This is a genomic window from Aliifodinibius sp. S!AR15-10 (assembly GCF_031569985.1).
GTDB lineage: Bacteria > Bacteroidota > Rhodothermia > Balneolales > Balneolaceae > JAMQKA01.
On the sequence record NZ_JAMQKA010000039.1, the window covers coordinates 14,246 to 40,240 of the forward strand.

Annotated in this window: 17 protein-coding genes; all 17 read right to left on the bottom strand. The window is 47.4% G+C overall.

Features of this window, described 5'->3' with window-relative positions:
- Positions 1 to 171 precede the first annotated feature (171 nt).
- A complete protein-coding gene (locus tag NC796_RS19620) occupies positions 172 to 2,175 on the bottom strand; it encodes an alpha/beta hydrolase family protein (RefSeq protein ID WP_310686942.1) in 2,004 nt (667 codons plus the stop codon).
- Between the two features lie 92 nt (positions 2,176 to 2,267).
- Entirely contained in the window at positions 2,268 to 3,686 is a 1,419-nt protein-coding gene (locus NC796_RS19625; RefSeq protein WP_310686944.1) for a glycoside hydrolase family 28 protein, read from the bottom strand.
- A 423-nt stretch (positions 3,687 to 4,109) separates the two neighbouring features.
- Positions 4,110 to 5,804 carry a RagB/SusD family nutrient uptake outer membrane protein gene (locus NC796_RS19630; protein ID WP_310686946.1) on the bottom strand — a complete coding sequence of 565 codons (1,695 nt, stop codon included), beginning with the start codon at positions 5,802 to 5,804 and terminating at the stop codon, positions 4,110 to 4,112.
- Positions 5,805 to 5,835: 31 nt separating this feature from the next.
- A complete protein-coding gene (locus NC796_RS19635; protein WP_310686957.1) occupies positions 5,836 to 9,273 on the bottom strand; it encodes a TonB-dependent receptor in 3,438 nt (1,145 codons plus the stop codon).
- A gap of 25 nt (positions 9,274 to 9,298) precedes the next feature.
- The gene (locus tag NC796_RS19640; RefSeq protein WP_310686959.1) at positions 9,299 to 10,387 is read right to left on the bottom strand and encodes a FecR domain-containing protein; all 1,089 of its coding nucleotides are present in this window, start codon (positions 10,385 to 10,387) and stop codon (positions 9,299 to 9,301) included.
- Between the two features lie 277 nt (positions 10,388 to 10,664).
- On the bottom strand, positions 10,665 to 11,273 hold the full coding sequence (locus NC796_RS19645; RefSeq protein WP_310686961.1) for an RNA polymerase sigma-70 factor: 609 nt from the start codon (positions 11,271 to 11,273) through the stop codon (positions 10,665 to 10,667).
- 283 nt (positions 11,274 to 11,556) lie between these two features.
- Positions 11,557 to 12,591 (bottom strand): LacI family DNA-binding transcriptional regulator, encoded by a 1,035-nt coding sequence (locus NC796_RS19650; protein ID WP_310686962.1) that lies wholly within the window; start codon positions 12,589 to 12,591, stop codon positions 11,557 to 11,559.
- 268 nt (positions 12,592 to 12,859) lie between these two features.
- Positions 12,860 to 13,024, bottom strand: coding sequence for a hypothetical protein (locus NC796_RS19655; protein WP_310686964.1), 165 nt, complete (start codon positions 13,022 to 13,024; stop codon positions 12,860 to 12,862).
- A gap of 647 nt (positions 13,025 to 13,671) precedes the next feature.
- Entirely contained in the window at positions 13,672 to 13,899 is a 228-nt protein-coding gene (locus tag NC796_RS26875) for a DUF4469 domain-containing protein (protein ID WP_409070397.1), read from the bottom strand.
- A gap of 67 nt (positions 13,900 to 13,966) precedes the next feature.
- A complete protein-coding gene (locus NC796_RS19665; protein WP_310686968.1) occupies positions 13,967 to 15,061 on the bottom strand; it encodes an SGNH/GDSL hydrolase family protein in 1,095 nt (364 codons plus the stop codon).
- 254 nt (positions 15,062 to 15,315) lie between these two features.
- Positions 15,316 to 16,551, bottom strand: coding sequence for a hypothetical protein (locus NC796_RS19670; RefSeq protein WP_310686969.1), 1,236 nt, complete (start codon positions 16,549 to 16,551; stop codon positions 15,316 to 15,318).
- A gap of 117 nt (positions 16,552 to 16,668) precedes the next feature.
- Positions 16,669 to 17,091 carry a hypothetical protein gene (locus NC796_RS19675; protein ID WP_310686971.1) on the bottom strand — a complete coding sequence of 141 codons (423 nt, stop codon included), beginning with the start codon at positions 17,089 to 17,091 and terminating at the stop codon, positions 16,669 to 16,671.
- 46 nt (positions 17,092 to 17,137) lie between these two features.
- Positions 17,138 to 17,998 carry an alpha/beta hydrolase-fold protein gene (locus NC796_RS19680; protein ID WP_310686972.1) on the bottom strand — a complete coding sequence of 287 codons (861 nt, stop codon included), beginning with the start codon at positions 17,996 to 17,998 and terminating at the stop codon, positions 17,138 to 17,140.
- A 336-nt stretch (positions 17,999 to 18,334) separates the two neighbouring features.
- Complete coding sequence (locus tag NC796_RS19685) at positions 18,335 to 19,975, bottom strand: glycoside hydrolase family 43 protein (protein WP_310686974.1); 1,641 nt, start codon at positions 19,973 to 19,975, stop codon at positions 18,335 to 18,337.
- 545 nt (positions 19,976 to 20,520) lie between these two features.
- Positions 20,521 to 23,100 (bottom strand): glycosyl hydrolase 115 family protein, encoded by a 2,580-nt coding sequence (locus NC796_RS19690; RefSeq protein WP_310686975.1) that lies wholly within the window; start codon positions 23,098 to 23,100, stop codon positions 20,521 to 20,523.
- Between the two features lie 40 nt (positions 23,101 to 23,140).
- Entirely contained in the window at positions 23,141 to 24,547 is a 1,407-nt protein-coding gene (locus NC796_RS19695; RefSeq protein WP_310686977.1) for a nucleoside hydrolase-like domain-containing protein, read from the bottom strand.
- Between the two features lie 145 nt (positions 24,548 to 24,692).
- A complete protein-coding gene (locus NC796_RS19700; RefSeq protein WP_310686978.1) occupies positions 24,693 to 25,904 on the bottom strand; it encodes an endo-1,4-beta-xylanase in 1,212 nt (403 codons plus the stop codon).
- Between the last annotated feature and the right edge of the window lie 91 nt (positions 25,905 to 25,995).

The following is a 25,995-nucleotide window of genomic DNA, read 5'->3' on the forward strand; positions in this document are numbered from 1 at the left end:
TCTTTAATTCGCTTCTAATGTTCTCTATAAGTTCCTGCTTGGAGAAGAGCCTGTCCGCCCACTGGCGGAAGGACTGGAGGATTGAGCCAGTTATTTAAAAATTCATAGTTCATTATCAGTTTATAACCCGCAAACATGTTTGTTTTCTACATTATTAATTGTTGAATAACATTATTGAATACCATTCGAAACATACTTCACCTTTCCTGTCCCTAGAATCTCAATCAAATCGGGCAGGTCATAGTATTTAAGGGCATTGGGGATGACGTATCCATAGCTGTTTTTCGTGGTCGGAGTTTCAAGAATCTGCATATATGACCGGAGCGTGTTGGAAAGGATCAACCGGTCGATTCCATTATCGAAAACTGCTGCATGCAGCGCCGGTGCCCCTGCCAGGCCGGTTGCGTGAATTTCTAGCTGATCGGCATCAAGTGCTTCATCCTGTCTAACAAAATCAAGCACCGTCATCACATCACCTGTCCGCTGGCCCACCACTGGTTTGCCGATGTGCAGGGAGATCATATCGTTGCGGTATTGGCTGTCATAATATTTATCGTCATTGAACCGTGCAGGATCTTCGGTTTCTCCCATCCCGCGCTGGTCAGCCAAAATGATAGCGTGCCCGGAATCTGCCTCTGCTCTCCAGCGACTGGCATCTTCGACGATAGATCCCTTCCCTTCTTCCGAAAACCAAAGAATCGTTTTACCAGAGACTTTCTTTTCAGGGGGATATAGCACCAGTGCCGGTACAGGAAGCCGACCATCTTTGCGGAGAATAACTTTTTCCCAATGGTATCCATCCTGCTGAAGTGAACCCCCGAATTCCGGCTGAACAGGGTTGTTATTACGTTGAAAGCCGAGCAATGATCTCAACTTCTCCTTGATTTCGACCGGGCCGTGTGTTTGTTGAAATGCTTCCCGCTGGGATTCCATCTCTTTGGCCAGATCCAGATTGCGCTGTTGAATGGTATATTCATCTTCAAAACTGCTGTTTACCTGGCCGGTCTCAGTAACCTGCAACTGATCTTCCGAGAGTACCGGTATTTCTCCCTCCTCTACGTTACTGCTGTCATCATAAAACCAATGGTTAAACCACTCGACGGCCACTTCCCGCTTGGGCTTGGAGATACCGTGCCCATCCGCCCGGCTAAAGAGTTTTACCTTATCGGGCTGCTCCAGGATTGAATGAAATTTTTCGATCTCCTCAAAAGCATTGTGTGTCCCCACGTAATCAAAAAAATCGTACTTACCGGCCAGCGCCAGTATAGGGATTGGGGCATTCATCAACAGGAAATCATTAATCTCCAACCGCTCCCGACCCTCGAAGGGAATCCACTGGCAGCCATCCTGCGGACCCAGAATTTCGAGCGAACGCTTTCGCGTAGTATAAAAGCTGGCCACTGCCGCCGCTTTTACCTTCTTATTCAGGCTGGTAAAATAGGTTGTCATCGTCCCGCCCCCCGAGTTGCCGATTGCGGCGATTCGGGTGGAATCCACCTCAGGACGTGTAACCAGGTAATCGAGTCCGCGCTTGTTATCCCAGTACTGGTAATTCATCACATTTGTGCCGACGAGGTTGGATCCGGCATTCAGCAGCGTATGCTCGGTGGTTCCACCACGTGTTAATGGCTTACCATTTTTATCGGTCAGCTGGAAGCGCTCGGCCTGCGATATCGGGTCGATCACCAGCGTTACAAAGCCATGCCTTGCCAGCTGGATCGCCGTTCGCTGGTATGAAGGCGTGGCTTTAGCTTCCCGCTCGTGCCCGCAAAACAACAGCACGCCTGGGAACTGACCTTCTCCTTCCGGCACGTACAGGTTAGCGGTCACATGGTGGTTGGAAAAGCTTTCGTAAACGATCTTCTCAATATGGTATCCCTCTTGTTGAATAGTGCCGGCCACCTGTGCATTCAGAGGTGACGTTCCGGGAAAACTTCCCAAGATATCCTGGTAGCGGTTTCGGATCTCCCGTTGATAGGCTTTGGCCTCTTTTTCAGAGCTGAAGGCTTCCTTAATTTCTTCTTCGCGCTGGTCATACTGCCAGTGCATCTGTTGTATCAAATGCTTGTGCCAAGTGAGTTCGCTCTGCCAGCCCAGCACTTCCGTATTTACCTGCGTATAGCCCAAAACAGGAAGCAGAAGCATCAATGATATCCATACAGTGTATCTAATCATAAATTCATTGAAGGTTAAATTTGAACGTTGAAGGTTGTCTGGCAGCTTGAAACGGTTAACCTGTAACCTTCAACATTCTAAACTCATTGCTTTCACGGTGTGACCGCTGTCCCGTTAATCTGAAAGTTCTCGAAATGGAGACCGATGGCGTGGTTGATCTTGGTCGGAGTTTCGACTCCGTTGATAGAGCTGTTGATAACCTTCAGGTTGGCCACTGGCGATTCTTCGTAGGCCTCGATCAGGATGCCGTATTCACCGCCATCTTCCACCTGCAGGTTTTCGACCACAATATTGCGAATCGTTGGCATGAAATCCCCGGGCGGCTCGTAAAACATGTTGGCGCGTATGGCTGCCTCTTTGTACTGGCCGACCTCAATATCTTTCAGGTAGATGTTCTCAGTAGTCCCCCCGCGCCGGGAGCTGGTCTTGATCCGCAGCACACGATCAAGGTTGGGGCTGTCCATTTGAAGGTTTCTGGCAAACACATTTCTCACCCCGCCAGAAATTTCACTGCCCATCACGATGCCGCCGTGTCCGTCCTTCATCACAGAGTTTTCTATTACGATATTCTCCGACGGCACCCCGATGCGCCGCCCGTCTTGGTTGCGGCCCGATTTGATAGCAATACAGTCGTCGCCGGTGTCAAAGTAGGTATTTGTAATCAGCACATTTTTAGAGGATTCCGGGTCGATGCCGTCATTATTCGGTCCCAGCGTCTCGATGCGTATCCCGTCGATGGTGATGTTTTCGCTCAGTACCGGGTGGATGTTCCACATCGGGGAACGCACCAGTGTGACTCCGGAGACCAGGATATTCTTGCTGTTGTAGAATTGCACGAAGTTGGGCCGCAGATAATGACCTTCCCCAAATATACGCTCCTCCGGCGGGACTTGATCGGCGTTCATCTGGTGCAGGGAATCGCGGTCGGCGTCCTGGTTGGGCATGCCTTCTTCCCAGCCATCTTCCTTGTCTCCCTTCCAGGGCCACCAGTGCTCGAGCGTGGCATTTCCATCTAAAGTGCCATTTCCAGTTATGGCGATATTTTCTTCCCCATTAGCGTAGATGAAGGGCGAATAGTTCATCAGTTCCATACCTTCCCACCGGGTGAAGACCACCGGCAAGTAGTCCGCAGGGTCCCGGCTGAACAGGATCGTTGCCCCTTCGGCCAGGTGCAGGTTCACGTTGCTTTGCAGGTGGATCGCGCCGGTCAGGAATGTTCCCTCAGGGACCAACACCTTTCCCCCGCCGGCCTCGTGTGCGGCAGCAATAGCCTTACGGAAAGCTTCGGTGTTTTTGGTCTCCCCACCTTCCACCGCCCCATAATCAGCTATATTGAATGTCGTGTCAGGAAACTCTGGAACTGTAATGGCGGCTTTGATCTGCTCGGCTTGCTGCCAGGGATTGGCAGTACTTTGCTCACCTTTCTCAGCACAACCCAATATTACAGATGAGGCTATAATCGAAAGGAAGAATAAGCGATTAAAATTAAGCATGCATATTTTTTTGTTCATAACTACTTCGCTCAATATTTCCAATTTGTTTGTCGGCCGTGCATAATCATCAATAATGATTTTCGTGCGTAAATAAGAAGGATGACCATCTTGGTCAAAAATGCACGACATATTCTATGTCAGCTCCATACTACTATACCCAAAATTAACCTCTTACCCTGACACTCTTAATACTTTTAATAGTAGAACGACTTTCTAATATAACCGGTAGTAGCTCTGAGAAAAATCGAGCAATAGCTATAATTTGGAACAAGCTACATACAGTAAATCTGCATGTAGCTGTTCCAGGGATAATAGTAAGTACCTTAGCAAGGGGAACATTACCAAGGAATATTACTATGGGATTATTGGTAAGAATTTTCCCACCTGTACTGTTTCGTTTATACAGGTGGGAAATATGGGTTGGGTTAGAACCTTAAATTACTAGTTATAACCTTCTGTTTGTTCTACACTGCTTTTGTTAATCTCGTCCCGTGGTATGGGAAGTTTATAGTACTTTGTATCCCACTGTTCCGGGCGATCCAAGACTCTCTTTCTTTCAAATACGATCTCGCCATTTGATTTTTTTCTATAGATATCAATCCCCTCTATATCGTGAGTCTCAACTTCTGGAGCTATTTCCCATCGGCGAATATCCCAGAATCTGTGACCTTCGAACACCAGTTCTATTCGTCTTTCATGACGAATTCTTTCAAGCAGTTCCTGCCCGGTTAGGGTGTCATCCAAGTCTGGCATACCCGCACGATTTCTAACCATATCTACATAATCCCTGGCCTCATCTGGATTGCCCAGGTGGTACTGTGCCTCGGCATAATTCAGATAGATCTCGGCAAGACGAAACAGAGGCCATGGCTGAGTATAATTCTGGCTCCGGCTGATGGGCACACTCATATTCTGCTCAATGAATTTCTTCATATTATAACCGGTTACTGAGTTATCTCCAGTCACCTTATAGTTGGCGTTACCCCGTACCCCGGTGAATGTGGTGTCACCACCAGCAATTTCAATTTCCTCGGAATAATCAAGTTCTACTTCACGGAATGTAGTTCCATGGTGCAGGATACTTGCGTAAAACCGGGGATCTCTGTCCACATAGGGATTTTGGGGATCGTAGCCAGAAGATTGATTGATCGTTCCGTCATCGTTAAAAATCATCTCGCCATTGGCCATTTCATAAGCATCGACCAAATTTTGGGAAGGACAGTTTGAACCACCCCATCCGCCATAACCACCATATGGTCTTGGGAGATTGAGGAATGAGGCATTATGGCCATTTGTGGAGCTGAAGTTTCGCGCAAAAATCAACTCATTGTTCACACTCTGAAATACCTGCCCATAATCAGGTTCCAGGGAATAGGCCTGCTCATCAATGAGCGCCTTCGCAGCATCAGATGCTTGTTGCCATTTGGCCTGATCATTATTTGGATTATTCAGTGCACTGGCATCATAGAGATAGACCCTCGATTTCAACGCCATGGCTGCATGCTTGGTTGCTCGACCATAGTTTGAGTCGCTTGTCTCATATTTTTCTGCCAGTTCAGGCATTGCTTCATCAAGGAGCGTGATGATATGGTTGAAGGTCTCCTGGTAACTGGCCCGGCTGAACTCATTATCAGCCCCATCCAGTTCATAAACCTCTTCAACAATAGGCACACCACCATATCTCCACAATAAGTTGGCATAGGTGTATGCCCTTAAAAACTTGACCTCAGCTGTCAGAGAAGCTTTTTCAGCATCTGATAGCGGAGCAGAATCGATATTACTCATGAATACATTGTACCTTCTGATATACTGGAAGGCCTCCTGGTAATAATCCAGGTAATTGAAGTCTTCGCCATAGTTGCCAATATCATCGGCACCTACTTCGCCTTCCAGCCAGTCACCATTACCATAGGCTTCATCAGTCAGCTTATTCCACATATGCCTGTTAAGGCCGTGCGGAATACCCTTGTACAGGTCATTGACATACAGTTTCACCAAATTGGCATCGGTCCATACCTGGTTTTCGGTTATCCTATCCTGCGGAGTGATTGACAAAAAGTTGTCTTGGCATCCGCTTAACCAGATAGTACAGGTCAGTACTACAGAAGCCGTGAATATTCTTATGTATTTCCTCATAATAAAATTCCTCACTTAATTTCTTTTTTATTTAAAAGGTAACTTCAATACCCGCATTAACAGATGTCAATTGAGGATAGTAGTTTGCATCGGTCCGGGTAGAATTGGGATCGCTTCCATCGCCGCGACCTTCCGGATCTAAACCTTTCAATTCACTTATTGTAAAGAGATTATATCCACTCAAATACAAGCGCAGGTTGTCTACATTTAACCTGGAAAGCAGCCTATTGGGGACATTATAACTCAGTTCAAGCGTCTTGAGCCGTACCCAGGGATTATCATACATATTCATTTCACTGAATTGCTCGAAATCTGCACCTGCTTTGGGCATTGAGCCATCCCTGTTATCGGGCGTCCAACGATCCTCAGCTCGTACTTTGGCAAAGTTTCCACCGCCACCAAGGTCCGTAATCCCGGGGAAGTAGGCCGAATTCGCTGCACCCTGGAAGAAAGAGGTAAGCGTAAAATTCTTATACGCCACACTCAGGTTCAGACCGAATACATATTCTGGAGTTGAGGATTTGTCCAGCCTGTACTGATCATCCAGGTTAATGGCTCCGTCCCCATTTTTGTCAACGTACCTGACGTCGCCGGGCTCGGCGGGCTCACCATCCTTGAATGGCCGGCCATCAGCAATGGCTTGGTCAATCTCTTCCTGTGATCTCCAGATGCCGTCGGTTGGCCATACCAAAGGAGCGCCAATGGGGTGTCCCGTTTGATTCTGGTAGGCTTCCGCTTCTGGCACCTCATCGAAGAATACATACTTGTTTTTGGCGTATGACACATTACCTCGAACATTATATGAGAAATCGCCACGTGTGTCTCTATGCGATAATACCAGCTCAAACCCTTTATTTTCTACTTTACCAATATTCTCAGGTGGCAGGCCGGGGAATCCGAAGGTGTTGGATATGCTCAGGTTTCGTTGCGCCAGGATACTTGATCGATCTTGCTTAAACAGGTCAAAGGTTATACCCAGCTGGTCGTCCCAGAGAGAAGCATCCAATCCAATATTGGCAGACTTAAGTACCTCCCAAGTGTAATTTGAGTTGGGCAAGACGCCTGGCTGCAGGCCAAGAACATCGGTTCCTCCGATATTGTATCCGTAACCGATATAGTAGGTGCTTAAGTACGCATACTCATTTGACACATTATCATTCCCCAGCTCACCATAAGAAGCTCTTAACTTCAAATCATCCAGGAAATCCACATCCTGCATAAAAGCCTCTTCTGAGATCCTCCAGCCAATAGAACCTCCGGGAAAGAATCCGTATCGCTTACCCTCGGGGAAAATGGGTGAGCCATCATACCTGAACTGAACTTCTGCCAGGTATCTCTCGTCGAAATTGTAGCTCAGTCTACCGAAGTAATTATCCCTGCGGAACATACTGGAAGATCCCGAATTTGCCTGGTCTTCCGGAGCGGAACTACCAAAATTGAGATCCGTCAGAGAACTGGTTGGAAAGTTTTTACGGAACGCTTCAAGGTAATTGCTCTTTGTTTCCGTACGCTCAGCTCCCAGCATCAAGTCAAAGTTGTGACTGGCAAGTTGCTTCTGGTAATTGGCCCGCAAGTTATAGGTACTACTTCTGTACCGATTGAAATAATCTTCCACACTGAGACTGGAATAAAACCGGGATTGCTGCTCCATATACTCACCAGTTTGGACATCATAGTCTGTGTAAGTGTATGGCCTCTGAATTGTTTTGTTGAAATCAAAGGTCATATCATAATTATAGGATCCGTTAAAAGACAGACCTGATATAAATGTGGGTTCATACTTAATGTTCAGCCCGGTCCGGATAGGATAACTCGTCTGATTATCCGTTCCCACCCTGTCTCTCAAGAGCGGATTTTCTTCCAGGCGACCGGGAGCAATACTTCCGTTGGGCCACCGGGCTACCAGGGTCGGATTGGCATCCAGAATGTTTAACATATTCACCCAGGTACCCGTTGAAGGATAGGTCCTGTCTTCAATTCTACCTGATGCTTTTAACCCAACCGTAAGGTTATCGGTTATATAGGCATCCACATTTGCGCGCATATTAAACTGCCGGTAGTGGGTAGGATTATTTTTAAAGTGACCATCCTGGTTCTGCATACCGAATAGCAGGAAGTAACGCACACTTTCGCTACCCGCACTTACTGACAGATTCATTTTGTTCTGCGGGGCCCAGGGCTTAACCGTCTCTTCCACCCAATCGGTACTGGCGTATCCATCCAGGGGATCACCGTCTGCAAATTCCTGGAGCTCCTGTTCAGAATAGGTTGGATCAAAGCCATCAAGAACGCGCGATTCGTTATTAATTTGCGCCCACTCATACCCATTCATGACATCCATCATTCTTGTGGGACGCGTATAACTCTGGTTAAAGGTGAAGTTGAATTCCGGGTCACCCAGCACGCCCTGCTTTGTCTCAACGAGGATCACACCGTTTGCGGCCCGGGCTCCATAAATGGCGGCAGATGCATCCTTGAGTACCGTAATATTAGCAATTGCTTTGGGATCAATTCTACCCAAGTCGGCATTTGGACGCGGAACTCCATCCACAACAATAAGTGGATTACTGTTGCCAAACGTACTTTTACCGCGAATCAAGATCTCAGAGTCATCGCGGCCCGGCTCACCCGTCCTGCTCGGAGCGATAATGCCCGGAATTTGACCCTGAAGTGTCTTTGTAACGTTTGTGACCGGTGCTTTTTCAATATCTTCGCCACTGGTACTTGCAATTGACCCCGTAAGTGTCTCTTTACGCTTTTCTCCGTATCCTACAACAACAAGCTCTTCACCTTCAATAGCTTGCGACTGCATTGTGACATCAATATTGGTTCTTCCATTTATCGGCACTTCTGTTGTTTCGTAGCCAATAAAGGAAAACATCAATGTATCATTTAATGAAGGGACGGTTAAAGAGTATTGCCCCTGGCCATTGCTTGATGTTCCCCGGGTCGTACCCTTTACCGAGATGTTTACTCCCGGAAGCACATCACCACTCTCAGCATCTGTCACGACTCCTTCGACAGTTTCCATCACAGTGGAACGCTTCTTCTCATGTCTTTCCATAAAGAACAGTTGCCCACTTGGCGATATACCAAAACGGTAACCGGTACCCTCTAAAACCTTCCAAAGGGCGGCTTTTACTGTAATTTCTGCCTCCTTTACATTAATCTTTTTTTCCAAGGGGATAAGCTGCTCACTGTAGGATAGCTCAAGACCAGCCTGGGAGGCTATGTTCTCGAGCGCTGCCTTCAGCTGCATCTGTCCTCCCTGAAGCTTAATTATCTTCATTAGCTTTTGGGAGGAAGCATTTGCGTCTTGCAGGTGCTCTGACTTTGTCTCATCCAGCCCGACCAACAAGCCATTACTGTTCTGTGCTAATCCACTGCTTATATTGTAACTAACTACCAGTAACAGCGCCCCTAAGAACTTCAGAAACTGCTGCTGTAGTATCTTTTTCCCTTCCATCATATTTCTCCTTATTTGGTTGATTAACTCAGTGATTTATTTTTTCCCTAGTATCATTGAAAATTATATCTCGTCCCTGACGGGTATATGATACATCCATTGAAACAGATAAAACCTTTAACACCTCACTCATGGGCATACCATCGTAGGTAGCCGTCAAAGTTCGTTTATTAAGCATATTGACAGGCCCTTTTATCTCGCACTCTATATCATACCACCGCTCCAAACGTTCTATGACTTCCTGAAAAGGAGTATTTCGGAATACGAGTTTTCCTTCCGCCCATCCAAAGTGTGTATCCATATACTCCACATCGGAAACGGTAAGCCCGCCGACCTCTTTTAAAACCCCCAGCTTCCCGGGAGTTAACTCAACAATCTCTTTTTGAGGACTGCCTTCTACTACTTTACCCATAGAAACCAGGCCTTCCCTTACAGCTACTTCTATACTGCTGGAATCATATGCTGTCACATTGAACTGGGTCCCCAGATCTTTGGTATAGGTTTGATGAGAAACGACAAGGAATGGATTCTCTTCATCGTGCCTTACCTCAAAAAAGGCTTCTCCCTCCAGGTATAACGTGCGGGTTCCCTTCCCATAGTTTTCAGGTATTCGCAACGTACTGCTGGAATTCAGAACAACCTTTGAGCCATCACTCAATTTTAGATTGGTTCGTTGTCCTCTTACCGTTGTTATCTCCTGGTAGGACTCTTGTTGCTTTGGAGTGGTACTATCAGAAAAATTGAACTGGCGAACAACAAAAACCAGTGCGATAAGCAGCAACACTACAGCGGCCGAAGCATATGACCAATACAAAACGTTGGTCCTGTTAGATCTTCTATTGGCTTCAGGAGTTCCAATCACCTGGCCCAAAAAATCTGAGGAGTCTCCACCGGACTCATTTCCCGAATCCGTTTCCAAATTTTTTTCCCGAAATTTGTCCCACTCAGCCCGTGCGTCAGTATCAAACTCGATAGCTTCCTTTTCTCCCCACTCTTCGACAAAAGAGATGAAAAAGTCTTCATTAGCCTGATTCTTATTAAGCCAAACTCCCAACTGGCGGAGCTCTTCTTCATCACATTTACCTTCGATGTAGTTATATAATATTTTCCAATTCATAGACTTTTCTGACTTTATTTAGGGTGGGTTACAACTGAGAATTCGGCTACCCTTACATTTTTTTCAAAAAAATATTTATAAGGATAAAACGACCTGGAAATCTTTTGGAGTTAGATAAATTCCAAACCTTAAAATGGAGAGATACTTCTTGGAAAAGCGATATTTACAGGACATTCAGTTTTACAAGGGCTTCTTAATGCGTTGTAGAAATGAAACTATATTTCAGGATTCCTTGACTTAATCTAACAGGGGAAGGACAATTGCTTTTAAAACACTATTACCCAATGATATCCAAAAACTTCCATATTATTCCGCTTAGGATAACTGTGGATACATATTTTGAGAGGCTGTCTCTTAGTTTTTGGAATGTTCTCCTCATATGGGTCTCCACTGTTTTTATAGAGATATCCAAATATTCTGATATTTCTGCGTAGGTAAGACCCTCGTTTCTGTTTAGCTCAAATATTTGGCGTCCACGAGGAGGGAGATTGCTTATGGACTCTTCAATCGCCCCACTGAAGTCTTTATAATTTTTCTCTTCATGATGTTTATCTATATATAACTCCTGCTTTTTTTGCTCTCTTGCCTCCGCTATGTACTGATCTGCAATTTCTTGATGTTTAATGCGATTCAATGCCTTATTCCGGGCAACTTCATATATAAAACCACGAAGGTGGCCCGAAGGATCTAAATTTTCCCTGTTTTCCCAAATATCTGCGAATACTTCTTGAGCAATCTCTTTTGCCAATTCTTCAGACCGAACATACTGCCATAAATATCGACACAAAGGAGTGTGATACTTGAGGAACGTAATTTCAAAGGCATATTCTTCCCCTTCTCTTATCCTTTGAATTAATAACAATTCACCTTCTGATCCCCTACCCATGGCAGATATCAACTAAATTTTTGAGACTGGATAACTCATGCTCCGATTAAAACCAAACCTACATCAGCTTTAAAGTATTGGGGATGGCAGTCAACAAGCTAATCGACTCATGCCTTGGCACGAGGTTCCTTCTAAATGCAAACTTTCCCTACCCATTTTTACTATGAACCAAAGCTATTACTGCAACCCCACTGTTTGAATGAATACTTTAAATATAAAAATACTCTCATTAATGCAAGCGCTTGCACAAATAATTTTACCCTTGGAATTGATTAGGCAGGAATCATATCCCTTTCCTTAGGGAGGACTCTCTGATCATAAGTTTAGGAGTAAGCACAATTTTTTGGGGCACGGTTTCACCCTCCTCCTTATCACCGACCTGTTTAAGAAACAGATCTGATGCAATGCGTCCCATACGGGTACTATACTGCTCCACGCTGGTCAATGAAGGAGTTACAAACGAGGCAAATGCTTCGTTACTAAAGCCAACAAGTGCCACCTGCCCTGGTATCTCAATATCATTTCCCTTCAATGTTTGCATCGCACCCATCGCAACATGATCACTGGCACAAAATATGGCGTCAGGCAAAGTATCGCGCTCCAGGAGCTGCTCTGCCAGCTCCCGGCCTTGCTCCAGTTTCATATTACTTTCAAAGACCAAATCGGGATTATAGGCAATGCCATTATCTTCAAGAGCTTGCTTATACCCCCTCAAGCGTTCACTGTATATTTTGACATGCTTTAAACCGGAAAAATGGGCAATTTCCTCACACCCCTGTTTTATCAGATGCTCAACGGCGCGGTAAGCTCCCAAATAATCATCAATAGCAACAACATCTGCTTCCAAAGCCTCATCATACCGGTCAAAAAGCACCAGCGGAATATTTTTGTCTATAATTTTTTGATAGTGCTCAAATCTTCTTGTCTCCATAGCCAGGGAAGCCAGTATTCCATCCACATGTGTTTCAAGAAGGGTTTTTATATTGTCTTCTTCATCAGAAATGGAATCATTCGATTGGGATATAAGTATCTTGTACCCATTGTCTTTAGCTGTTTTTTCAATTCCTTTGATGACGGATGCAAAAAAGTTTTCTCCCGTACTTGGAACGATCACTCCAATCACATTGGTTTTTCCTCTGGCCAAAGCGGAAGCGATGCTATTGGGATAGTAGTTCAGCTTTTTAGCTGTTTTAATGACTTTCTCTTTGGTTGCATCACTGATTCCCGGATGATCTTTTAACGCCCTGGAGACGGTTGAAATATTTATATCCAGCTCCTCGGCGATATCCGAAATCGTTGTATTCTTTTTTTCACTCATTTCTTGGTTTTTCCCTTTGGTAATCTATTCTATGTAAAACGGCTACTTCACAGCAGTAAATGATTAAAACCCATCTGTTTGGTACCGCTTGAACCATACCTCATATTTGGCATTATAAAATATATAGGAATGCAAGCGCTTGCAATATTTTTAGGTATGCAGTGAAATTTAGTTAAAAAATGTGGTGGCGTTGGGCTTTGACGGTTCTTTGCAAACACTCTGTTGTAGATCAATCCAAATATTACCTATTTGCCTGTTTTGATATGATTTACCCGTTGGGGGACCCGCCCCTGTCCCCTCCCTCAACAAAAACCCGCTGTCGCAGGCAGGGGAACCCTTTGATTAAGTTTAGAGGCACGAAAATAAAACTGTGCTTTTCAATCTCATTCTGCAGCAACAGCTCATCACTCATCAAGGCCTCGATTGTGCTCAAAGAATTTCCCTCCCTGATTCATTGGGAGCCTGTTTCGAAGGCTTTCGGAAAGGGATTCAAGCTTGCTCTACAAAACATGCCTTCGCATAAAGCCTCGGTATGTAAACCTTGGACGTAGTAGAGGATGGGTCAATGGAGGGCAAAAACCTAAACAAAACACTCCACCTGTTTTTTACATTAGCTGCCCCTGCGGGGACCCACTCTTGCTCTCTCCCTACCGGTAGGGAGAGAGACGCGTTTATTGAGTTTAGAGGTAGAAATTCAAACTGTTCTTTTCAAACTCATTCAGTCCTAACAGCAATAACTCATCATCAAGGCCTCGATTTAGTTCAAGGAGTTTCCCTCCCTGATTATTAGGAGCCTGTTCCGACCACTGTCGGAAAGGGATTCAAGGGTGGGTCAACAAAGGGCTATACACCAAATCAAAACGAATCATATTCCTCATATTCTTGGCTTTTAGCCCTTTATTTCGAGAACATCGGACTGCCACCTTGTCGCCGCTCTTAGCCCCTTATAGGGCCTATATAGTAAAGTAGACCACTTCAGGGTCGTGAAACAGGGTACTTCAGGAAGGTAAAGTCACCTACTTCAGGGTAGTGAAATGGCCTACTTCAGGAAGGAGAATTAATGCGACAAAATGTCGCTCTTTATTCCACCGTCAATTCGGTGGTAAAGAGGCCGCTTCGCAGCGTATCGCTGTTATAGGCTGTATTACGTACCTCAATACGGTAGGGACCAGCGGCCAGGCTTTCCGGGATACGCAGGGTCAGCGTCTTTGGCTCGTTGGTGCGGACCTGCTCCGCTTTGGCCTCGGGATCATCGGACTGGCTGACAAAGTAGACGCCCTCCTCTTCCAGGGTACCGTTGAGCTTCAGGTGGCATCGAAGTCTCCCGCGTTAGCAATAGAAGCCTTTTCGCCACTCGTAACTTCAAAGATATATCTCAGGAATTTTCTTTTTCTATGATAAATAGCGATAAATCAACCGCCTCCGCTATCAACCGGTGTCCCGTTTCATTGGGATGCAGGTGGTCACCGGTATCAGCGGCCGGTAGCAACTGGGATGGATTATCCGGATCGCGCAGCGCCTTGTCCAGATCTATCACCGCATCGAACGCCCCGCTGTTGCGAATCCACTCATTGACTTTTTGCCGGGCCTGTTCTCGTTCCGGGCCATCATAGAATGAGCCACCGAACGGCATCAGGGTGGCTCCGTATACCTTGATATTTTGACTGTGGGCCTGGTTAATCATCTTTTGATACGCATTGATCAGATCCTGCGCCACTTGTTCTGCCGCTTTAGCTCCCTTTGCCTGACCGATATCATTGATGCCCTCCAGGATAATCAGCCAGCTTACCCCGGTTTGGTTCAAGACGTCCCGCTGGAATCTAGACAGGCCCGCCGGTCCCAGGCAATCCCGAAGCACACAGTTGCCCCCGATACCCTGGTTTAGCACAGCCACGTGTTGCGTGTGTGGATTGTTCTGCAGGCGTCGAGCAAGTTCGTCCGGCCAGCGATTTTGCTGATTGGTGCCAGAGCCGCGTCCGTCTGTAATGGAATTCCCCAGGGTGGCAACAGCGGCAGCGGAATCCGGTGCCATTACGTCAATGGCATCAATAATGTACCAATGTTCGGTCTGTGCGGCATCGGGCATTTCAGGTGCAGAAACATGATTCCCGGTTTGAATGTACGAAGTAGTTCTGGAACCCGGGTGCCCAGTGACATCCGACGATATTTTACTGATATGCAAGGTAAGGGCTACGTTGGACAGCGGCTCAAGGTTGAACGAAAAGGGATCCGATAGTACGGCTTCTCCCGGCGGTATGGTTATGGCGGATTCACCGTCAAATTCAAGCGCCTGATCGGTATCAGGTTTGATAGCACTTCCCCCGTCTGAGGCAGCAATTTGTGCAGCAGTTATTGAGACCGGCTCTGTGCCAAATTCATTGGACAACCGCACCCGCAATCGGTCACCCCCCAAGGAAACATGTACCACCTGGCGGAGCGTGTTACCATTCAAACCCGGTTCAGGTGGCATATTACGGGGTTCTGTTAGTTGTTGCGATGTACTCCAGGTGCCCTGCCATTCCGTCTCCACCCGAGGCTTTTCGCCTGATCCAGATCTGCCGCATGCTATTATCAACAATGCAAAATATAAAGTAGCTATTACAGGTACAGTTAAAGTTGATCGGAGAGACAGGCGTATAAAATTGAAAGAATACATGTAATTGTAATTGAGATTTTCAAAGTGACCGAACAGTTTCGTTTTTGGAATTAAACTATGCCATTGGGCTACATGGCAAGCTCCGGAGTTTGCCATGTAATCCACGGTGAGAGATCGGTATTGTATGGACTCCTTGCGATGTTCGTATCAGCGCTTTCATTGCCGAGCAGAAACTTTTCCACAAAGGCTGCCACTTCCGGCACCTGGTTTTCTGGCAGCTGGCAGTGCTTATGTCCGCCAACCTTGGAAAAGCCGAATCGGTCGGACACCCCCAGCGCATTCCATACCTCCTGTGCAGCCTTGCATGCCACATGACCTGACTCTTCAGCCAGCCATTCATAATCGGGATTCCCAAGAACCAGCAGTGCTCTTGGGGCAATCATATCCATTAACTCGTGATGGTCGTACGGCAGCTTTGTGACCGCATCGTTGAACCGGCTCAGATTCTCGCGATACCAGGGGGCGCCCTGGGCGTTGCCCAGGGTTTCCCGTTTACCTTCCAGGGTTTCCGTTACGCGCCAAGCGGCGTCACCACCACCGCCCGGCTCCTGGGCAATCGTCAGGGCTATACGCTCGTCAAAAGCACCAGAAAACAGTGCAATTTTCCCAGCGAATGAACAACCGGTTAACGCGAGTCTCGATGTGTCAATATTATGGCCCGAAGCCTTCTCCAATCCATCGATAATGCGGCTTACACCCCAAGCCCACGCTGCAAAGAAGCCTGCTTTTGAGTTCGGGTAGAGGTCATAAAATCCTCCGGCTCCCCGCTCTACATCAAATCCCCACGGGGCCAACTCCCCGAAATTGTATTGGACAGTTGCGATTCCCCGGCTGGTAAAAATATCGGGTGGCAGGCTGCCCGCACCTGAGAATCCCACTCCGATGACGGCCGGAAAGGGGCCTTCGCCCTCAGGAATAGTTATAGAGGCAGTCATGGCGAGTGTGTCATCACCAACTTCAACTGTCACCTTCAGGGTAGTATCACCAGTAAAACTGGCATCCAGGTTGGTGGGCGGGGCCGGTTTACTTCCCAATTCATACCGCTGGATCTCGGCGCCAATCTCGGCTCGGCGGCACCGCCAGTCAGAGCGACTTGTAATACGGCCGCGGGTAGTGTCGGACCACGCAAACGGGTTGGGCAGGGCGTTGATGGTCGGAAGTTCGCTGAACGAAGGAAGCGGTGGCTCCGGGCAGTCCGCGCCTGTATTCTCCACATCATAGACTAGCGGTATATCCTGTGCGGATACTTTGACAAATCCACTTGTGATCAACAATAACACTATCAGGATTATCTGTTTTTCCATTTTGACACTCTTTTAAATTTGAAGAGGCATCTGGATCTATAGGAGTCTTTTGTTTCCTTTTAAAACAACAACTACTCTCGAGATACCCATTATTTATGTATTCGGTAAAATAACAGATCATTCAAGCAACTTGTCTATCTCTGCAAACAGCAATTTAGCGTAGTCTATTCTCTGGTCAGTGGGGGTACCATAATTATAATCCGGGTTATCCACTCTTATTGCTACAGCATCAGCGGTGTCCACCTTTGCCAAATGAACGTACGTTTGCATGGAGCTCACCATCTGTTGTCCGGCAGTCGATCTATTTACAAAAGTAATGGTCGTCCTTCGGCTTGACTCTCGCCTCTGTTGAATATTGGTTACGCTATACCCCTTGTTATGGATCGCATCCCGGGATATTTCAACCATTTTGTCAATGCTCTCGTAGTAAATTCTGACGTCATCTCCTCTCATGCCACCCATCCCGGCGCAGGCTTGCATAGTGATGAATACAGTAATGGCTAATAAAAGTCCAAAAAATGGATTGTTCGTAATATTCATAATTATTGGATTTCAGAGTTAAATTGAATGTCACATTTGTCTATACTCAATCGTAATTTCCTCTTTTCTTTGCTGGTTTAAACAGAAGCTGTGAAAATATATACAGATCGTTCTTCCAGACTTCGAAGTCGTGCCCACCCGGCTCTGTATGAAAAATATGGGGTACGCTGTGCTGTTCCAGGTATTCGTGAGTGCGTTTACTAATGCGCATCAGGTCGTCCTCGTCTCCACAGGAAATCCAGAGCAGCTTTAATTGATCTTTCGCTTGTTGGGGATCGGGCAGGAGCTGCTGAGGCTCTTTGGTGTTGGGTGCCGAAGAAAATCCACCCACCCAAGCGAAGGCATCGAGATTTGCCAGCCCAAAATTCAGCGATTGCCCGCCGCCCATCGACAACCCGGCCAGCGCGCGGTGCTCACGATCTTCAATAGCGGGATAGTTACGCTCGATAAATGGAATCAAGTCATTCAACAGATCCTGCTCAAAGGTGGCAAAGGCCTCTATTTTATCATCGGCAAAAACATTACCGACAGCACGGTCATCCTTCATGGCCCGGCCGTTAGGCATGACAACAATCATGGGCTCTATTTTATCCCTGGCATAAAGGTTATTTAATACCACATTTGCTCTCCCATTTTTAAGCCATGCGTATTCATCACCACCAATCCCATGCAGCAGGTACAGGACCGGATATGTGTTGTTTTCGGAATAGCCCGGTGGGGTATAGATGGTGGCGGCCCGTTCGGTACCAACGGTTTCAGAGGCATAGGTTACCGTATCAACCGTTCCCCGCTGAATGCCAGGCTTTTTAACATCAAAGCCTTCCGGGGCTTGTTTCTCTAAATTTTGTGCATTGGCGTATATGCTCAACACCAAGAGACCGAATATTATCAGTGGTAGTTTCTTCATAGGGGTTATTTTGGGATTTTGTTTGAGGTTTTAAGGAAACCGCTGACTTCCTCAAAACTTATAAAGGTGAATTCGAGATAAACGAAACTGATATTAGTTTCTAATTTAATATTGAACTTGTAGCTATGGCCTATTTTTGACCCACTCCTGTCCTCTCTCTGATAATTAAGGAGAGGAACTTTTTAACAGATTTAGCTGCCAAATCAACGAGTTTCTTCCCCTAAGGCCTTAGGGGAAGAACAAGAAGGGGTCAAACAGTAGGCAGTATGTAGAAAGTAAAGATTCATTTGTGAAGACATTTTATCCAGCAAGGTTCTTTAGTCGAGCTCAAGTTAACTATTCAGAAGTGTAAGCATACATGCCGATGACGGTGCCTACAAAGCCACCGGCTTTGGTGGTGCTGAGAATCGTTCCGTCGGCTCCCTGGAACAAGGGTTGCCAGTCATCTTCGCTGAGCCCGTAAAAGAAATCATAGTCGGCGCCCCGGGCCTGAATTTTCAGGTAATATTCATTGTCCGGGTTGTCTTCGATCACCTCAGAAGCAATGATCTCTTTTTGATTGCCTTCTGATTTCTCCAGGTAGATCTCTTTTTGGCCTCCTTCATTTGCCGTTACGCCAAGCAGGTAGTAGTAATTTTCTCCCTGGAAAGCCACCAGACCAGCCACATTGCCTTCTACTTCAGGGTCGAATGTCATTTTTGTGGATACCGTAGCATAAGCGTTTTTTTGCCGTTTCCCGATAAACGAAGGATTCCCACGACCACTGATTATTTCCGACCGAGACTCAATCTCAAGCTGTCCATCCTCCGAAATATTCCACCATTCTGATTGCGGAGTACGGATCATGGTCCAATAGTCGGCCAGTTCCGGGCTGTCAAAGTCATCGGTGTAAGTAAAGTTGCCATTGTTTGGCGGTACGGGTTCTTCACTCAGCGGCAGGTCCGGCCGCTCCAGTTTTACCGGTACGGTTTCATCACCTTCCAGAATGGTTGGCCAGTTGTCTTCCGTCCAGGTAACAGGCAGTAGGAACGTCTCGCGACCTGTGTTAAAATTGGACCCATCATAGGGACGTACACCCAAAAATATGGTCCACCACTCGTCGTTTTGGGTTTTCACCATGTCGGCGTGACCAACATATTCCACGGGAAATTCACGGTTGGGTGAAATGTGGCGCTGGGTCAGAATCGGATTCTGATCCCACGGCGTAAAGGGCCCCATCGGATCATCGCCCTTGAAGACCACCTGGGAATGCTGTGGACCAGTTCCCCCTTCGGCGTTGTGGAGGATATATTCCCCGTTCACTTTCATCATATGCGGCCCCTCAATCCAGATCGGTTGTTCACTGATATCTACCCCGCCATTCACAATGACCTTGGCTTCCCCGGCTGGCTGATTGGCTTCAAGATCATACGGACGAATCCATATGGCACGGTGCCCTTGGTAGAGCGGTTCACCTTCGGGCGCATCATTGTTCAGGATGTAGGTGGTCCCGTCATCATCAAAAAACAGGGACGGATCGATACCGCCTACACCGTTCAGCCACATAGGGTCAGACCATTCTCCAGCCGGATCGTCCGTGGTTACGATAAAATTACCGCCCCCACCAACGATGGTGTTGACCACATAAAACGTCCCCTCATGGTATTCGATCGTCGGGGCAAAAATCCCTTCTGATATGCCCAGCCCGTCCACCTGCAGTTGAGAGGGACGGTTGAGCACATGACCAATCTGCTCCCAGTTGATCAGGTCTTTACTGTGGAAGATTGGGATACCCGGGTAATAACTAAATGAAGAATGAACCATATAGTAATCGTCGCCAGCCCGGATGATGCTTGGATCAGGATAAAAACCGGAATTGATCGGGTTGATATATTCATCCTGACCTACGGAGAGATCCCGATAAATCGGATCGTTGCCTTCATATTTGTACCAGTCGAATTGCGGATCCGAGACCGTTGCCTCAGATTGATCTGACACATTCGAATCAGGAGGCGAGACAGGAGCAGTTGACTCTTGCGAACACGCCTGACCAGCTGTTAACAGTAAGATGGGTAGGAGTATCCAGGTTTTATTTAAAATGTGAAAAGACATAGCTAGAAAGTGGCATTAAGGGTTTAGTTAAATGACTTCAGTTTAATGACGAATTAAATATTTGCCTGCTAAAATCTCTTTAGACTTCTCTTAATCCATAATGTTTAGGTCAATCCTCCTGACCTCCTTCTCCAAGAGCCTGCACCGACTGCTGTCGGTGAGGAACTCTTTCAGCTAACCATAAGCGAATTTAATCAAACAGCAATGAATACCAGGAAGTCCCTCTTGGAGCCGTGACCGACTACCGGCGGTAAGAGGGATTTAGGGAGATTGACCTACTTTTCGAAGTAACATGATCTCGTTTGATCGGTAAAAGTACTGATGATTAAGTTTATAGAGAGCTTCCAAAAATTTGCATCTATTGGATTTAATGAGCCACTCTTCGGACGACAAAAACAGTTGGCCGACGAGTATTTCCAAGCCTTTTATAATCATTCTCTTTCATACGGGCTTTCCGGCATTTTGAGGTGCGTTTCCTCGTAGCCACCGTCATCCACAATCACCTTGTGGAATACCACGCCCGGGTTCAGCGGTCGTATTGTCAAAGTGTGGCTGCCATCTGCATTGTCGGGCAGGGGCAGTGTTTTTACAGTTTCGATAATGCGTGCGGCGGCTGTGGGGTACATAAGCGAGTAATTATTCTCCCAGGTCAAATCTTCGTTGATGTTCCAAACAACTTCTTCGCCGCCATCAATAGAAGCGGCCACCCGATGGCCCTCGCCATTAAATGGCAACGTCGTACCGAAAATCGTTCGCAGTTCCACACTGTCCGCCTCGGTGTCGAGGGTGAATTTGTAGGTTAGCTCGGCTCCGTCTGTCGGCTCTGTATAGGGCATCAGCGCCAGCCCGGAGAGGGTGCGTCCCATATCCAGAATGACGGTCCATTCGGTATTTTTGGCGGACTTGCTTTCGTAATAGTGTTCGGCTTCCATCACGACGACGTCGTTTTTCTCATCAAATACGTACCCGCTGCCCCTGTTCGCCTGGTCGGGATCCACGCGGGTTACCTCAGGCATTTGATCACCGCCTCGCGGAGCATCCCAGGAGGTGTACCCGATATGGGCTTTATCCATCATGTGATTCCATTTGCCCCCGGCGATATTGTGATACTCATCGGTCAGTTTGTCATCGCGTACAAAGCTATCCTCGGCACGGTCGGCCCAGTAGTTGGCCCGCAGATCATTCTCCGCAGCTAATTTCCGGTTCATCGCCACTGAATAATACAGGTCGTACAAATTCGCCATCGCCTGCACGGGGAACTGGATGAGCTGGTAATAGGTATCGCGATACCGTTCCGGAATATCACGAGCCAGGCGCAGTACCCGGGCTTCGATCGCCATGTAGGCATCACGGGCCTGGCGGAATTCACCGCTCTCCAGGTTATAGGTGTTTTCGTCCAGCATTTCGGCGGTAACGCGGCTGTTGTACTTGGTGGAGGTTGTCAAAATATCGGCTGCTTCTTTGGCTTCATCAGCACCAACTTTCTCCTGCAGGAACTTTTGCGCATACGCTTTCAGGTTATGGGCGTTGAAGGAGTCCGGGTTCCAGGCCATATCCAAGAAGAAAGTCATCGGGTATTCCATCGGTTTGAGATCGCCCACATTCAGGACCCAGACTTTATCCACGCCATAATCGTAGGTGAGCTGCAGTTGCTCCCACATGTGCGGCAGCTGATTCATGTTCAACCACTCATAGGAACGGGGCGCGCCGTGATAATCCACATGATAATACATGCCGTAGCCGCCGGGGTGTTTCTCCTCACCAAGATCGGGGAGGCGCCGCACGTCACCCCAGTTATCGTCACACAGCAGGATGATGACGTCGTCAGGCACTTCCATTCCGTGTTCATAATATTCCAGCACCTCTTTATAGAGCGCCCACACCTGCGGCGTTTCCGAGGCAGGCTCACCCGTAACATCTTCAATAATATTGCGCTGGTCAGTAATAATTCGCTCCATAAGAGCGATGTTCTTCTGCATGCTGCCTGCACCTTCCATCGCCATGTCGCCATCGCCGCGCATACCCAGGGTAACCAGGTTTTCATACTCGTGATTGCGCTCATATCCATCGCGCCAGAACTGTTTAAGTCCTACTTCGTTGGTCAGGTAGTTCCACTCTCCATTGCCATATTCATGGCCGTGTGCGCTCCACTCGGCCTGGGCTCGCACCATCGGCTCGTGATGAGAGGTACCCATCACAATGCCATACTCATCGGCCAGTTTCGGGTTCTTTGGATCATCCTCGTTAAACGCTTTGCCCCACATGGCCGGCCACAGGTAATTGCCCCGCAGACGGAGAATCAGCTCAAACATATGGGTGTACATGTCGCTGTTGATACCGCCAAACTTTTCGCGCGCCCACCCACCGAATGCCGGTTCTTCATCATTAATAAAGATGCCACGATATTTTACGGCGGGCTCACCGGATGCATGATACCCCGCAGAAGCATAGGCTGACGGGAGTTGCTTGACCGGTACATCGGCCCACCAGTACCATGGTGAGACGCCCAGTTGCCGGGATATCTCGTAAATGCCGTAAATGGTACCACGCATGTCGCTGCCGGCTACAACCAGATATTGGTCCACTCCCGGCCGGGGATTTTCTACAGTTGTGATGACAAAACTTTCCCACTTCCCTTCCAGGTCTGCATCATCAAGTTTGCCCTCCGACACCAGCTGGTCGATCAGGGTGCTTTTGCCAAGTGTTCCGATGACAATTTCATAGTCGGACGGATCCCCTGAGGTTTTCAATTCAGGCTGGACGCCAGTGACCGTATCGATATCGGACTGCAGGTCGCCGATGGCGCGGATTACTCCTTTGTGGTCATTGGGATCATAACGGAGAGGAGCCGCTTGTTGATCTTCGTTGACGATGGGGAAATCCGCTTCAGATTCAGGCTGCGTAGTGATAATGTCCGATGTAAGCCCGCTTGTTTGCTGGGCAAGGACAGGCAAAAAGAGACTGAAAACCAGCAGGCAGGATAAACTTAGATTTCTGAAAAAGGTCAACATGATTACTTGTTTATTTTGGTCCGTTTCCTACTTCGAATATTTATTTGGCCGGTTCAATTATGATTCTGCGATAACTGGTAAGATTCGGGCTTCCGTTATCGGTTACCTCCAGTATCACGTGGAAGCTCTTGCCGGCCGCATTGACGGGAACTTGCACAGTTGCCTGCTCAGAGTTTGCACCGGCTAGCGTTACTTCCTGCTGGTAGGTCTCCGCTGCCGACATTATCCACCATGAGTAGGTCAGATTGTCTCCATCGGGATCGGTCGTTCCAGAAGCATCGAGGGTAACGGAGGTTCCAGGTTTAGGTGTAAGCTTGATATTGCTTAGTCCAGGGTCACCGTTGACCACCACAATCGGATTACGGTTACCGGTTCCCTCTGCAGCCCAGTCCATCCGGGCGACAAAGTTGTTGAAGGTAGCCGGGTAGAAATGCTCCAGCTGCTCTCGGCATACCGAATGCGCCTGCATATCGCTGTGGTTTGTATAGGCATAGGTTTCCTCATCCGGCCCCATCGCCCATTCAAAATAACCGCCCCAACCGCCCCAGCTGGGGTGCTCAGAATTGTTTAATCCATTTGGCAGTACATACAGAAATGAGGGTGTATCTCCTTCTACACCGTATTTATACTTGGGATAAATTTTGCCAAACGTTCCGTGGCCTTGAATATGGGTGGCATACTGGTCCCAGTTCTCCCGGCCAGTACCGTTCTGAAATCTCCACGCGCATTCATCCCAAATGAAAAACAGATCCTTTTTGAACTCCCGGCGCATCCACTGATGGGAGCTGATATCGTAGGGCGTGCCATCTTTATAGCTGCGATCCTGATCGGTAATGGTATAAGTGCGGATTTTGCCCAGAAAGGCCTCCAGCTGCCGGACGGTCCGCTCCTGCTGTACCTGCCAGATGGCCTGGGCCAGCGTGTTGCCGCCACCCCACACAAGAACCCAGAGCGGGCGACTATCCCCCTGGTCAGCCATTTCAATAATCAGGTTGCTGCCGGGTGAATTGTTGCCTTCACTGATATGTTTCATCCCTCTTACCTGGCTGCCCACAACGGTTCGTGAACGCAAATAGTCCGGGCTTGGCCAGTAGCCGATCTTTTGTTCAGTTTCATCTTTATTAAACTCTTCCTGCCCAGACCGTTTGCGCAGGTTGGGCAGATCCTGCTCGTAGCCATCAATCGCATCGTGAATCAGGCGTACCCAATCGGCATTGCCGCCGCTGCTACTCCAGCCGGTAGTGGCTACCAAGCCTTCAATCTCAAACAGGTCGGCATGGACAAACAGCCGGATCATCGACTCCATGTCATCGGGCTCCACATCGTTGGGAGAGATGTCGGTCAACACAATGATACGCGGCTTGAGAGAATCGGCCGGGGATGTAGCAGATAGTGTAAATGGAAGCAGAAGTATAAGTAGTATTGTCCGTATCAGATACGATTTCATGAATTTATCTTTTCATTGGTTGTATGTTAGCGTCAATCTTGTTTCGCACCATTTGGGGCGAACCGACAACCTACACAGCTTATATTACCTCTGCATATCCCGATACTATGATTCTTCATCAAGGTTGTAGTGCAATTTGCAAAGATTATTTAATACCTTCTTTTCTTCCCGCCCCTTCTAAAACACCCTGAAATGCCGGTTTTGGCTCGTTGTTGCGGTTGAAAAGCAGAGGATAGTCCGTTCTACCTGGGATGGGGAAATTATTGAGCCAGGATTGTCTGTCATTCAATCCCCAAAATGTGACCCGATCAATTTTATCCTGGTGTTTTTTGAACAGCTCAAACAGTTCCACATATCGATCCCTGAGTTGCTGTTGAACGGAATCGGATAACTCCTCCTTGTAGGGATTTAACTCCTCCGGGACGTCACCATATGATCCCTGACCTTCATCAGGGTTGTAACTTACATTCACGTCATCTCGCGAGGGCAATACACTTACATCCAGCTCCGTGATCATCACTTTTACACCTAACTCGGAAAATGCCTTGATACTCGCTTCAATATCATCAAGTGATGGGCTATCCAGGCCTAAATGAGCCTGCATGCCCACTCCGTGGATTGGTACATCATTTTGCTGAAGTCGCCTGACCATCTTAACCACCGTCTCCCGCTTATCGGGCGCCCACAAGTTGTAATCGTTGTAATACAATTCAGCCCCGGGATCCGCTTCATGGGCGTATTCAAATGCTTTATTAATGTATTCTTCGCCAATAATTTCGAGCCATTTTGATTTACGCAACCCATCTGACCAGGTCGCTGCTTCGTTTAATACATCCCAAGCATCAACGCGTCCCTTGTAGCGACCTACCACCGTGGAAATATGATCTTTCATGCGTTGCAGCAGAGCCTCGCGGCTAAGGTCGTCTCCATTCTCATCTTCAAAAGTCCAATCGGGAATTTGTGAATGCCACACCAGGGTATGTCCGACGATAAACATGTCATGCTTTTCGCCAAACTCAACAAAGCGGTCGGCGGCCTCAAAACTATATTCATTGGGCTGGGGATGAATCCGCGACCACTTCATCAGGTTTTCGGGCGTTATAGTATTGAAATGTTTAGCAATGAGGGGTGTAGATTGTGAATTTTCTTCCCCGATCTGCCAGCGGTTTAAAGCAACTCCTATTTTAAACATACCCTCATAGGCCTCCGATAATAATTCAGGTTCACTTCCCTCGGCCTTTTTCTTGTTTGTCTGGGCTTGTCCTACAGTAATTGAAGTAAGTAGAAAAAAAGCGATTGCCGTTAAAATGTACCCAGTTAATAAAGGTTTGATGTTTACTTTAATCACAAGTTTCATTTAATCTCTATTTTTAAGTCTGCCGTAAATAAAAACTTCTCTGCGAACCGGCGTCATTGCCTTTCCCGTTTTTTAATTTGATCCCGCATTT